Source organism: Bradyrhizobium sp. WYCCWR 13022, assembly GCF_030435535.1.
GTDB lineage: Bacteria > Pseudomonadota > Alphaproteobacteria > Rhizobiales > Xanthobacteraceae > Bradyrhizobium.
Genome location: NZ_JAUIZJ010000025.1, coordinates 187,635 through 199,983 on the forward strand (window position 1 = coordinate 187,635; position 12,349 = coordinate 199,983).

General features: G+C 65.7%; 10 protein-coding genes. 7 read left to right on the plus strand and 3 right to left on the minus strand.

Annotated features, from left to right (window positions below; translation table 11 throughout):
- The first annotated feature begins 87 nt into the window (after positions 1-87).
- The 6 genes from QY049_RS30755 (at position 88) to QY049_RS30780 (ending at position 7,790) form a co-directional block, all read left to right on the plus strand.
- On the plus strand, positions 88-774 hold the full coding sequence (locus QY049_RS30755; RefSeq protein ID WP_258767094.1) for a hypothetical protein: 687 nt from the start codon (positions 88-90) through the stop codon (positions 772-774).
- Positions 775-1,056: 282 nt separating this feature from the next.
- Complete coding sequence (gyrB, locus tag QY049_RS30760; protein ID WP_258764337.1) at positions 1,057-3,492, plus strand: DNA topoisomerase (ATP-hydrolyzing) subunit B; 2,436 nt, start codon at positions 1,057-1,059, stop codon at positions 3,490-3,492.
- Between the two features lie 278 nt (positions 3,493-3,770).
- Positions 3,771-5,066, plus strand: a complete 1,296-nt coding sequence (gene murA, locus QY049_RS30765) for a UDP-N-acetylglucosamine 1-carboxyvinyltransferase (protein ID WP_194478623.1) — start codon at positions 3,771-3,773, stop codon at positions 5,064-5,066.
- A gap of 200 nt (positions 5,067-5,266) precedes the next feature.
- Positions 5,267-6,658, plus strand: a complete 1,392-nt coding sequence (locus QY049_RS30770) for an MATE family efflux transporter (RefSeq protein ID WP_301270377.1) — start codon at positions 5,267-5,269, stop codon at positions 6,656-6,658.
- On the plus strand, positions 6,655-7,143 hold the full coding sequence (locus QY049_RS30775) for a DUF2867 domain-containing protein (protein WP_194478625.1): 489 nt from the start codon (positions 6,655-6,657) through the stop codon (positions 7,141-7,143). The genes QY049_RS30770 and QY049_RS30775 overlap by 4 nt, the downstream gene beginning before the upstream one ends.
- Positions 7,140-7,790, plus strand: a complete 651-nt coding sequence (locus QY049_RS30780; RefSeq protein ID WP_258764339.1) for a 2-hydroxychromene-2-carboxylate isomerase — start codon at positions 7,140-7,142, stop codon at positions 7,788-7,790. The genes QY049_RS30775 and QY049_RS30780 overlap by 4 nt, the downstream gene beginning before the upstream one ends.
- Positions 7,791-7,805: 15 nt before the next feature.
- Here the strand turns inward: QY049_RS30780 and QY049_RS30785 are convergent, their stop codons facing one another.
- Positions 7,806-8,198, minus strand: coding sequence for a BLUF domain-containing protein (locus QY049_RS30785; protein ID WP_258764340.1), 393 nt, complete (start codon positions 8,196-8,198; stop codon positions 7,806-7,808).
- Positions 8,199-8,222: 24 nt separating this feature from the next.
- Positions 8,223-9,338, minus strand: coding sequence for an aromatic acid exporter family protein (locus QY049_RS30790; RefSeq protein ID WP_258764341.1), 1,116 nt, complete (start codon positions 9,336-9,338; stop codon positions 8,223-8,225).
- A 124-nt stretch (positions 9,339-9,462) separates the two neighbouring features.
- On the opposite strand from QY049_RS30790, the gene QY049_RS30795 reads away from it, so the two are divergent.
- Positions 9,463-10,833 carry an MmgE/PrpD family protein gene (locus QY049_RS30795; RefSeq protein ID WP_258764342.1) on the plus strand — a complete coding sequence of 457 codons (1,371 nt, stop codon included), beginning with the start codon at positions 9,463-9,465 and terminating at the stop codon, positions 10,831-10,833.
- Positions 10,834-10,837: 4 nt separating this feature from the next.
- Here QY049_RS30795 and QY049_RS30800 read toward each other — a convergent pair whose 3' ends face one another.
- Entirely contained in the window at positions 10,838-12,265 is a 1,428-nt protein-coding gene (locus QY049_RS30800) for a serine hydrolase (protein ID WP_258764343.1), read from the minus strand.
- Positions 12,266-12,349: the final 84 nt, after the last annotated feature.

Genomic DNA, 12,349 nt, shown 5'->3' on the forward strand with positions numbered 1-12,349 from the left:
GGGCGACTAGTCGTCGAGAGGCGGCGACCGTGTCGCGGCCGCTGCATCGCGCGGAGATCACGAGGCGCGACATCCAGGAGAGTGGGCATGGCAACGGCAGGGCGCGGGACGAAGCTCCCGGCACGGTGGCGGCTGTTGGTTTGCGGCCTCATGCTTCTCTCGGGCTGTTCGCAAGAGCCGCTGACCGCAGCAGACCCCCACGCCGACCTGCCCGTGCCGACGCGAGCCAGTCACTCAAGCTACAGCACCTCCCACGCGTCCGGCATCGAAGTCCCGCTTCGGATCGAGCTCAAAGCCCAGGTGCCCGCGGAGCTCAGCGACGTGCTCGCCTTCTACCGCGCAGAGCTCGCAAAGCGCGGCTGGCGGGAAAAGCCTGATGGCGCGATGGTCGCCGCCGATCGGGCGTTGCTCGTCTTCGCCTCCCCGAAGGGGCCGGGCATGATGACGCTCGACCGCGCCAAGGGCGAAACCACGATCGACCTGGTGCAGCGGAATACAGAGACCGCGGCCAAGGCCAACTTCCTGCCGACACCAGGACAAGCTCGGCTTATATTCGGCTATCTCAGGCCGAACGCGGCTTCGCTTGTCATCAACGATCAAACCATCGAGATCGCTGGTGGCGAAAATCATCCACAAGTGCTGGATCTGCCGCCGGGCACATATCCCTATGAGCTGCGCGCGTGGGGCCTTCTGCTGCGCGCCGATACCGTCACCCTGGCGGCAGGCGAGGCCTCGGGCCTCAGCGACGACAAGAAGCCGTCCCAGATCTACTGAACCCCTTGGCCTGTTCCGGGGCACCACAGCGCCCCGGACGAGCGTCTGCACCCCCGCAAAATCCACGTCTTCGAGGGCCAAAAACGAGCTCTCGAATCGGGCTTTGGACGAGCCCCGGAATCGGCCTTCGGACGCCTTGAAATCGGGCTCAAAAACCCCATTTCCTCAAAGGGTTGCCGGAAGATAGTTTGCGCTAGGCGCTAGCCCTCTTTCATGGCACAAATAGCCTGCAAATCAGCGCCTTCTGCGCGGCTGATTCGGGCGACATCTCGAAGGCCTCTCATGACAGAACCTGCTCGGCAGACGCCTGCCGAAAACGAGCCCTCCACCGCGAGCGAATACGGCGCGGAATCGATCCGCGTGCTCAAGGGGCTCGATGCCGTCCGAAAGCGCCCCGGCATGTATATCGGCGACACCGATGACGGCTCGGGCCTGCATCACATGGTGTACGAAGTCGTCGACAACGCCATCGACGAAGCGCTGGCGGGCCACGCCACGCGCGTCGACGTCGTGCTCAATGCCGACAACTCCGTCAGTGTGCGCGACGACGGCCGCGGCATTCCCGTCGACATCCACAAGGGCGAAGGCATCTCTGCGGCCGAGGTCATCATGACCCAGCTGCACGCCGGCGGTAAGTTCGACCAGAACTCCTACAAGGTCTCCGGCGGTCTGCACGGCGTCGGCGTCTCCGTCGTCAACGCGCTGTCGAGCAAGCTGGGCTTGCGCATCTGGCGCGACGACAAGGAGCACTACATCGAGTTCGCCCATGGCGATGCGGTCGCACCGCTGAAAGTGGTCGGCGATGCGCCGGGACGGCGCGGCACCGAGGTGACGTTCCTGGCCTCGTCCGAGACCTTCAAGAACATCGAGTATGATTTCGCGACGCTCGAGCACCGGCTGCGCGAGCTCGCCTTCCTCAATTCCGGCGTCAACATCGCGCTGTCCGACATGCGTCACGCGGTCGAAAAGCGCGAGGAGATGTATTATTCCGGCGGCGTCGAGGAGTTCGTCAAATATCTCGACCGCAACAAGACGGCCCTGGTGCCCAAGCCGATCATGGTGCGCGCCGAAGCCAACGGCATCGGCGTCGAGGCCGCCTTGTGGTGGAACGACAGCTATCATGAGAACGTGCTGTGCTTCACCAACAACATCCCGCAGCGTGACGGCGGCACCCATCTCGCCGGCTTCCGCGGCGCGCTGACGCGCCAGGTCACCGGCTATGCCGAAGCCAACGCGAAGAAGGAAAAGGTCGCGCTGACCGGCGACGACTGCCGCGAAGGCTTGACCGCCGTGCTCTCGGTGAAGGTGCCGGACCCGAAATTCTCGTCGCAGACCAAGGACAAGCTGGTGTCCTCGGAAGTGCGTCCCGTGGTCGAGAACGTCCTCAACGAGGCGCTCCAGGCCTGGTTCGAGGAGCATCCGAGCGAAGCCAAGATGATCGTCGGCAAGGTGATCCAGGCCGCCGCTGCCCGCGAAGCCGCGCGAAAGGCGCGCGAGCTGACGCGCAAGAGCCCGCTCTCGGTGTCCTCGCTGCCCGGCAAGCTCGCCGACTGCCAGGAAAAGGATCCGGAAAAATCCGAGCTCTTCATCGTCGAGGGTGACTCGGCAGGCGGCAGCGCCAAGCAGGGGCGCAACCGCGAATTCCAGGCGGTGCTGCCGCTGCGCGGCAAGATCCTCAACGTGGAACGCGTTCGTTCCGACACCATGCTGAAGAGTGAGCAGATCGGCACGTTGATCACCGCCCTCGGCACCGGTATCGGCGACGAATTCTCGATCGACAAGCTGCGCTACCACAAGATCATCGTGATGACGGACGCCGACGTCGACGGCGCCCACATCCGTACGCTGCTGCTGACGTTCTTCTACCGGCAGATGCCCGACATCATCGATGGCGGCTATCTCTATATCGCCCAGCCGCCGCTCTATAAGGTCAGCAGAGGCAAGTCCGAGCAGTACCTGAAGGACGAGCGTGCGCTGGAGGATTATCTGATCGACGCCGGCCTTGACGATTGCGTGTACATCCCCGGCACCGGCGGCGACCGGTCCGGCCGCGATCTGCGCGCGCTGGTGGATGATGCCCGTGTTGTCCGCAGCATTTTGCGCAATCTGCACAGCCGCTACAACCGCAAGGTCGTCGAGCAGGCCGCCATCACCGGCGTGCTGAATAAGTCGGTCTACGGCAACCCCGAGAACGCCACGGCCGCGGCGCAGTACATCGCGACCCGGCTGGACAGCCAGGCCGAGGAGGTCGAGCGCGGCTGGGTCGGGCAGTTCGTCGAGGGCCAGGGCTTCCTGTTCGAGCGCACCGTGCGCGGCGTCAAGGAAGCCGCCATCATCGACGACGCGCTGCTCGGCTCCGCCGAAGCCCGCAAGCTCGACGAGTACGCGCCAAAGCTCCAGGACGTCTATGCCCGCTCCGGCAAGCTGCGGCGCAAGGACAGCGAGCACGTGGTGCACGGCCCGTCCGACCTGTTCGAGGCGGTCACCGACTCCGGGCGCAAAGGCATCACGCTGCAACGCTACAAAGGCCTGGGCGAGATGAACCCCGAGCAGCTGTGGGAGACCACGCTCGACACCGACGTGCGCTCGCTGCTGCAGGTGAAGGTCAAGGAGGTCGACGAGGCCGACGACATCTTCACCAAGCTGATGGGCGACGTGGTCGAACCGCGCCGCGATTTCATTCAGGAGCATTCGCTGAGCGCGACGATCGATATTTGAGGCTTGCTTCGCCTCTTCCGCTTGCGGGAGAGGCCGATGGGCCCCGGGCGATGCGAAGCATCGTCCCGCGCGCGGCGGGTGAGGGCTTTCTCCTCGCGGGGATGTTTTCTCTAAATCTCGGCAATCCCGCCGCGGAAGCGCCCCCTCCCCCGCAAGCGAGAGATGGAGCGCACCTTCTTCGTGGTGACCATCAAGCCTGAATTGCTACCGCCCACAATTCTCGGTAGTTTCCGCCTCCAAAGCAGCCCGCCCCAACCCTACAGGACGGAGAGATCCAAGTGGCGCCCATCCAATACATCGTCGAGGGCGGTCACCGGCTCTCGGGCTCGATCGAGCCGGCCGGCAACAAGAATTCTGCGCTTCCGATCATTGCAGCCGCACTCCTCACCGAACATCCGGTGACGCTGGAGAACGTGCCGCGGATCCGCGACACCGAGACGCTGGTCGAGCTGATCCGCTCGGTCGGTGCATCTGCGGAATGGACCGCCCGCAACACGCTTCACATCCACGCCAAGAGCATCCGCGCCGCCGATCTCGATCCCGAGCTCTGCGTCCGCATCCGCGCTTCCATCCTGCTGGCAGGTCCCCTGCTCGCCCGCTGCGGCGAGGTGATGCTGCCGCCGCCGGGCGGCGACGTGATCGGCCGGCGCCGGCTCGACACCCACGTGCTGGCGCTGGAGCAGCTCGGTGCCAAGGTCACCGCGACCGACCGGCTCGAATTCCGCTGCCCCAAGCTCACCGGCGCCGACGTGTTCCTGGACGAGCCGAGCGTCACGGCGACCGAGAACGCGCTGGTCGCCGCCGTCGCCGCCGACGGCGTCACTTATCTGCGCAACGCGGCGTCCGAGCCGCATGTGCAGGACCTCGCCAATTTCCTGGCCGCGCTCGGCGCGAGGATCGAGGGCATCGGCACCAACACCATGGTCATCCATGGCCCGGCGACGCTCGGTGCTGCGACCTACCGGATCCAGCCCGACCATATCGAGGTCGGCTCGCTGATCGGCCTCGCCGCCGTGACGCGCTCGCCGCTTCGTATTGTTCGTGCCGGCGTCGAGCATTTGCGCTCGATCCGCATGGGTTTCGAGCGGCTCGGCATCGTCTGCCGCGTCGAGGGCGACGATCTCATCGTGCCGTCGAACCAGACGCTGAAGATCCAGGACGATTTCGGCGGCCACGTGCCGAAGCTGGAAGACCAGCCCTGGCCGGCCTTCCCGGCCGATCTGATGTCGATCGCGATCGTCACCGCGACGCAATGCGAAGGCGTGATCCTGATGTTCGAGAAGATGTTCGAGTCCAGGATGTTCTTCGTCGACAAGCTGATCGGGATGGGCGCGCGCATCGTGCTCTGCGATCCGCATCGCGCGATCATCGCGGGCCCCAGCCGGCTGCACGGCGCGACGCTGAGTTCGCCGGACATCCGCGCCGGCATGGCGATGCTGCTCGCCGCCGTGTGCGCCGAGGGTACCTCCACCATCAACAACGCCGACCAGATCGAGCGCGGCTATGAGCGCATCGACGAACGCCTGAACGCGCTGGGCGCGAAGATCCGCCGCGTGCCGGAGCGGAAGGGGTGAAGGGGTCTTTTTTCCTTCTCCCCTTGTGGGAGAAGGTGGCGCGAAGCGCCGGATGAGGGGTTCTCTCCTAGATCGTATCTGTTGAGACATACCCCTCACCCGTCTCGCCGCTACGCGGCGAGCCACGCTCTCCCACAAGGGGAGAGGGTAAGAAACCGAGGGCCATGTTTTCGTCGCCCTGCTGTGCTATTGCAGCCAACATGCTCGACACGGTCCAACCACAACAGCCGGGGCAAGCCGGCGTACAAGGCCATCTCGCGCAGGAATTCGTCGAGACGTTGCGGCTGGCCGTGCCGATGATGCTGACGCAGCTCGGACAGATCGCGATGGTCACGAGCGATCTCGCGCTGATCGGGCGCCTCGGCGAGGATTCGGTCGCCCCTGCGGCACTTGCGCACACCGTCTATTTCGTCAGCTTCACCTTCGGGCTCGGCCTGATGGCTGCGGTGTCGCCGCTGGCAGCCCAGGCGTTCGGCGCCGGCGACATCAGGCGCATTCGCCGCTCCCTGCGCGTCGGCCTGTGGGTCGCGTTCCTCATTTCACTGCCGATGATGGCCTCGCCGCTGTATGGCGAGCACATCCTGACGGCACTCGGACAGGCGCCGCATTCGGCCGCGCTGGCGCAGCGCTATCTGAATGGCCTCGCCTGGGGCATCGCGCCGGCGCTCGGCTTCATCGCGCTGCGCAGCATGATGAGCGCGGTGAACCGGCCACAGGCGCCGCTGTGGATCACGCTGGCGGCGATCCCCGCGAATTTCGCGCTGGTCTATTGCCTGATCCATGGCCTGTTCGGCCTGCCGGAGCTCGGCCTGTTCGGCGCGGGGCTTGGGACCACGCTGGTCAATCTCGGCACCTTCATCGCCGCACTCGCCATTGCGGCGTGGCGCAAGCCGTTCGCCGACTACCGTCCGCTCGCCCACCTCTGGCGGATCGACTGGCCCTTGATGCGTCAGCTGATCGCCATCGGCGCGCCGATCTCGTTTTCGCTGCTGCTGGAATACGGCCTGTTCTCCTCGGCCGCGCTGCTGATGGGGCTGATCTCGACCACAGCGTTGGCCGCGCATCAGATCGCGCTCCAGGTCACGGCCGTGCTGTTCATGATCCCGCTCGGCATCGGCATGGCCGCGACGGTGCGTGTCGGCCATGCTTTCGGCCGCGAGGATCCTGCCGGCGTCCGGCGTGCGGGCCTCGTCGCGGCAGCGCTCGGGATCGCGTTCGTATCGGCGCTGACCATTGCCATCATCCTCGGCCGATATGAGCTCGGGCGGCTGTTCTTCGGCAGCAGCGCGGCCAGCGTGCCGACGGTCGAGCTGACGGCGACGCTTCTCCTTGTCGGTGCGACCTTCTTCATCGCCGATGCGCTGCAGACCATCATGGGCGGCGCACTGCGCGGCATCAATGACACAAGGATGACATTGGTTTTCGCAGCAACAGGCTATTGGTGCGTCGGCTTCCCCATCGCCTGGGTACTGGCCTTCCATGCCGGCCTCGGCGCGGTCGGCGTCTGGATCGGGCTGTCGATCGGATCGTTCGTCTATGCCGGCCTGTTGATCTTGCGCTTTGGCATGCTGACGCGCAAAATCGCGGGATGACAGGATCCGTTCGCGAAATCACGCCCGATGTCGATGCCGGCGCTGTGCTGGCAGGGGCGCAGTTTATCGATGCGTTTCGTGCAGAGGTCGGCGCGAGGCAATTGAGCGCCCGCGAGGCCTGCACCCGAATGGTGCTGCACGGGCCGCGCTGGATCGACGGGTTGACCCGCTTGCGCAACATTCTGGTGACACCCTTTGGCTTGAAAACATCGGGTGAAGCCGCCCATGCGCCCGGCGGCCTGATCGGCCTGTTTCCGGTGGTGAGCGAGACGCCTGAGCGGCTGGTCGCCGGCTTCGACGACTATCATCTCGATTTCCGTATCGTGGTCGATGTCGCCGGCGAAGCGCCGCTCCGCCACGTCACCGTGACCACTCTGGTGAAGACCAACAATCTCCTCGGACGGACTTACCTCACGCTCATCACGCCGTTCCACAAGCTGGTGGCCCGCAGCATGATGGGATGCATCCTGGAGCCGGCGCGATGACGCTGTCCGTCGACCTCTTCTTCTCCTTTCGCAGCCCGTACAGCTATCTGGCGCTGCCGAGGACGCTGAAGCTGGTCGAGGAACATGATCTCGCGATCAACCTGCGGCCGGTCTATCCGATCGCGGTTCGCGTGCCCGGTTTCTTCAAGAAGGCCAGTCCGCAGTTTGCGCGCTACATCGTGCTGGACTCCCGCCGTGTCGCCGCGCACGCCGGCATTCCGTTCCGCTTTCCACGGCCCGACCCGATCGTGCAGGACATGACGACGCTCGATGTCGCGGCAGAGCAGCCCTATATCCATCGCCTGACGCGCCTGGGAGCGATGGCGCAGCTCGACGGCCGCTCGCTCGCGTTCACATCAGCGATCGCGCCGGTGCTCTGGGATGGTTCGGTTGCCGGCTGGAACGAAGGCGATCACCTCGCGCGGGCAGCCGACAAGGCCGGGTTCGATCTCGCGACGATGGATGCGGCGATCAGCGCCGACCCGGATCGCTATGAGCAGGTGATCACCGAGAACGAAAAGGACCACGCGGCGTCAGGCCATTGGGGCGTGCCGACCTTCGTGTTCGAGAACGAGCCGTTCTTCGGCCAGGACCGCATCGATCTGTTGCTCTGGCGCTTGCAAAGCAAGGGTCTCGCGAAGCGTTAGCATCTTGATCGACGCTTACTCGGTGCCCGCGACAAAATGGTCCATGTAGTCAAGCAACTCTCCGACGTCCTGCGCGCGCACGGCGTCGGATAAAACCCTGTCTATTGCAGTTGCCCGTCCCGCATATGCCAACGCCCAGCGCCCATACCTGCGGTGCTTGATGCTGGGAGTCGTCAGAGTTCGGACGTCCGCGTGCCTGCGATCCCTGCAAATCGAGAGCTTCATCGTAGCAAGTTTCTCGTCGGGGCCTTCGAGAAACTGGGCAAAGTGGCGACCGGAAAATATCAGCACGCCCGTGAGGCCAAGCTCTGCGTTTCTCGTTTCCGCCGTGCTTCTGATGCTGGCGATCTCGCCATCGGCGTTGTCGCCGAGCAGACTGGTGCTGACATAGACCCAGGTCGAAAACATGGCTTCGCCCTCAATCCGAATACGTCACTCGGCCACCTTCACCGGCCCGTCCACCGCCGCCTCCGACCATTCGCCGACGACGCGGTCGAGGTCGCAGAGATTCTGGTGCATCTGCTCAAGCGAGAAGCCGAGCGCGAAGAAGCGTTCGGCGGTGTCGCCGGTGTGGCCGCGGATCAGGCCGTCCTGGCGCACGGCCGCGACCGCCTCGGCGTAATGCTGAAGCGCGACATGCACGGGATGGATCGGCGGCGCACCGGCGCCTTCGCGAAGGGCATCGGCGGCCGACTTCAGGAAACGCAGGATCGCCGCGCTGACCTCTGCCAGGGGGCCGGCGAGCCTGACCTGCACCTCGGCCGGCAGCGGCACTACGGTGGCGCGGCCGATCATCACGACGTCGTGGCGCAGCCGCAGGATCGTGCGCAGCAAGGGGCCGGTGTCGGGGCCGCTCGACAGAAGCGCCGAACGCTCGCGCTCGGCCTCCGCGCCGATGGTATTCATGCCCACCATGGCGGTGCCGATGCCGTCCTGGATCCGATGCAGCGCATCGTTGTCGCGGCCGCGCGTAAGACCGGCGAGCAATTCGTTGAAGGCCTCCGCGATCAGATCGAGCAGTTTCGCCGCGCTGGCGCGGATCTGCCGCACCGCGCGCGAGGGCAGCACCAGGAAGGAGACGAGCAGCCCCGTCACCGCGCCGACCGAAACCTCGCTGACACGATCGATCGCGGAGGCCATGGGATCGGCATGATGCATGCTCGGAAGCACCAGAACGATCACGGCCGTCACCGTTGCGGAGCTCAGGTTCGGGTAGATCGATGCGACGAAGGCCAGCGGCGCCACGGCCAGCACCAGCAGTCCCAGCAGGCCCGCTTCGCTGGAATAGGGGATCAGGATCGCGATCGCGCCGCCATAGATGGCGCCGCCGATCGTGCCGAGCATGTAATCGCGCGTCGCCTTCAACGAACGGCCGACGCTCATCTGGGTGACGATGATCGACGTCAGCACGGCCCAGAGCGGCAACAACAGATGCAGCGCGGTGGCGAGTGCGTAGGCCGCGGTGGCCGCGACCGTGACCCGGACCGCCAGCCCCAGCTGCGTCCTGCGCGACCAGACACGGTCGAACAACTGTCTTGCTGAAATCATCGTCTGATGTCCCGGACCCATCCTCATCCCACCAGCCAAGAGCATAGCTGATGCCCGCGGCCCCAAGGCCGCTTGAAAGGCAAAATCAGCCCGCCTAACTTGCCGGCCAAAACGAGGAAACACGATGGCCCACGAAACCGCAACGCTCGCCGCCTATGTCGCCAACCTGAAATTCGCCGATATTCCGGCGGAGGTGCTGGATCGCGCCAAGGTGCTGACGCTGGATTTCCTGGGCAGCGCCATCCGGGCGCGGAGCGAGGCGGAATCCACCCCGTCGCTGCTGAAGATGCTGGAAGCGCTCTCGCTCGACACCAAGGGCGATTCCACCGTGTTCGGCGACAGCAAGACCTGGACGCCGGCGGTCGCCGCTTTGCTCAACGGCGCACTCGGCCATTCCCTCGATTTCGACGATACCCACGCCGATTCCTCGCTGCATCCCAGCGCGCCGGTGGTTCCGGCCGCGTTTGCCGTCGGCGAGATGGTCGGCGCTTCGGGCCGCGACGTGCTGACGGCGATCGTTGCGGGCTACGAGGTCTGCTGCCGGCTCGGCAACGCGCTCGACCCGACCTCGCATTATGCGCGCGGATTCCACCCGACCGCGACGGCCGGCACCTATGGTTCGGCCGCAACGGCGGCCAAACTGTTCGGCCTCACCGAGCCGCAGATCATCGCCGCCTTCGGCGTCGCCGGCAGCCAGGCCGCAGGCTCGCTGCAATTTCTGATGAACGGCGCCTGGAACAAGCGCTACCAGGTCGGCGCCGCCGCGATGAACGGCGTGATCGCCGCGACGCTGGCGCGCAACGATTTCGTCGGCGCGACGGAATCGGTCGAGGGCAAGCACGGCCTGCTCGCCGGCTACACCGATGACGCGCATCCCGACAAGGCCGTCGCCGGGCTCGGCAAGACCTATGAAACCATGAAGATCGGCGTCAAACCGTATCCGAGCTGCCGCTACACCCATGCCGCGATCGACGCCCTGATCGCGATGCGGCGCGAGCACAATTTGACGCCCGACCAGGTCAAGCGCGTCGAGATCGGCCTGCATCGCAACGGCATCACGCTGACAGGCGATGCCGCCACCAAGCGGCATCCGACTTCGATCGTCGGCGGCCAGTTCTCGATGTTCTTCACCGGCGCGCTCGCGCTCGACCAGGGCTCGTTCGGCTGGGACGATTACGCCAGGCTCGGCGATGCCGCCATCGACGCGCTCGCCGACAAGTTCGACGTGGTGCAGGACGACCGGCTCGAGATCGGCCGTACCCATCCCTTCGGCGCGCGCGTCAGCATCACCACTGAAGACGGTGTGCATGAGCGGCTCTACGCCGATCCATCCGGAGAGCCGACGTCCTTCCCCGACGCACAGGCGATGCAGCAGAAGTTCCTGACGCTGGCGCGACCCGTGCTGAATGCACGGGCCGACAAGTTCGCCGACGCGATCATGACGCTGGAGCGGTTCGATCGCGTGGCGAAGGCGACGGAGCTGGGGCGGCAATAGTCGCCTAGTTCGCTCCCGCCAGCTTTCCGCCCTCACGCGTCGTCGCCACGACATCGCGCACGAGATCGAACACACCATCGGCGAGCGGCGGGAAGTTCGGCGAGCGGCCGAGGCGCACGATCACCAGCTTCTCCGATGGAATCACGATCGTGTACTGACCGATCGTGCCCTTGGCGAAGAATGCATCGCGCGGCCAGCCGTGCTTCACGCGAAACTTCGCGCCAAAACTGTCGCCCTGGTTGGTCCAGAAACCGGCGCCGATGCCGACCCACGCATTTGGCGTGGCGGATGCCGAATAGTTCACCCATCCCTCCGGCAGAATGCGTCTGCCACCAACCACACCGTCATTGAGATAGAGCTGGCCGAGGCGCGCCCAGTCCCGCGCGGAGGCCAGCATCTCGCCGGAGCCCTCGATCGTGCCTGCAGCATCGAGCTGGAGCGTGACGTTGACCATGCCGAGCGGCGCGAACAATTCGCGGCGCGCGAAGGCGAGCGCATCGGCGGGCTTGCCGCCGGCGGCATCGCGCAGCAGATGCGCGAGGATGATGAAGTTGCCGTCATGATAATTCCACGTCGTGCCCGGCGCTGTCGCAAGCGGCGCGCGCTCGGCAAAGCTGGCCATATCGTCCTCGGCATATTTCATGGTGTTGACCGGTTCGAGCGCGGAGCCAAGCTTGGCCTCCAACGAACTTCCAAGCGCGATGCCGGCGGTGTGACGCAGCAACTGGTCGACGGTGATGGCGTGGCGCGGATCGTCGGGGTTTCGCCACGCGGCGATGGGGGCGGGTCCGTCCAGCTTCAGTTTGCCCTGGCGCACGAGAATGCCCGTCAGTGCCGACATCACCGACTTCGTCATGGAGAAGCCGAGCAGTTGCGTCTCCGGGCCGATGCCGCCGGCATAGCGTTCGGCGATGATGCGGCCGGCCTTCATCACGACGATCGCGCGGGTGCGGCGATATGGCGGTTGCGCGGGTTCGGTGAAGGCACGGTCGAGCGCGGCCGCCAGGCCAGCGCTTTGCGGCGGCACGAGCCCGGGGCCGGCAATCTCGGGGAGTAACGCGGGCTGCTTGTCGTCAGGCGGCAGCGCGACGTCGGCGATCCCCTGGCCATGCTCGAGCGTGCAGCCGAGCCCGTCGCGGTAGACGGCATGGCTGCGGCCGATCCCGAACAGGGACACCGTGACGTCCTTGCGGGCGCGATCGACCCGAAAATCCATCGCCCAGGTGAGCAGACCCGTACCCGGCATCGCGTCGGTGGTTTCAGTGAGGTCCCGGTGGGGATCGAGGCCGGAGACGAAGATCTCCGAGCAGAGCGTGTCGGCGATGAAGCCGGTGGCGACCTTGGGCACGTCACGCGCCCGCGCCGCGCCGAGCGCGAGACCGGCGCAGGCGATGGCGGTGGCGAGGAGGACGATCTTGCGGCGACGAGTCACGGGCTTTCTCCGGCTGGGGTGCGAGTGCGGGAGAGCAGGCCGGATGCGCGCGATACACGCTCGCCGGATTCGGAAATCGGCCTC

What these genes read in the sequence shown, in the direction of transcription:
- QY049_RS30755 (WP_258767094.1), top strand. Translation starts at nt 88, where the DNA reads ATGGCAACGGCAGGGCGCGGGACGAAGCTCCCGGCACGGTGGCGGCTG.
- gyrB (WP_258764337.1), top strand. Translation starts at nt 1,057, where the DNA reads ATGACAGAACCTGCTCGGCAGACGCCTGCCGAAAACGAGCCCTCCACC.
- QY049_RS30770 (WP_301270377.1), top strand. Translation starts at nt 5,267, where the DNA reads ATGCTCGACACGGTCCAACCACAACAGCCGGGGCAAGCCGGCGTACAA.
- QY049_RS30775 (WP_194478625.1), top strand. Translation starts at nt 6,655, where the DNA reads ATGACAGGATCCGTTCGCGAAATCACGCCCGATGTCGATGCCGGCGCT.
- QY049_RS30780 (WP_258764339.1), top strand. Translation starts at nt 7,140, where the DNA reads ATGACGCTGTCCGTCGACCTCTTCTTCTCCTTTCGCAGCCCGTACAGC.
- QY049_RS30785 (WP_258764340.1), bottom strand. Translation starts at nt 8,198, where the DNA reads ATGTTTTCGACCTGGGTCTATGTCAGCACCAGTCTGCTCGGCGACAAC.
- QY049_RS30790 (WP_258764341.1), bottom strand. Translation starts at nt 9,338, where the DNA reads ATGATTTCAGCAAGACAGTTGTTCGACCGTGTCTGGTCGCGCAGGACG.
- QY049_RS30795 (WP_258764342.1), top strand. Translation starts at nt 9,463, where the DNA reads ATGGCCCACGAAACCGCAACGCTCGCCGCCTATGTCGCCAACCTGAAA.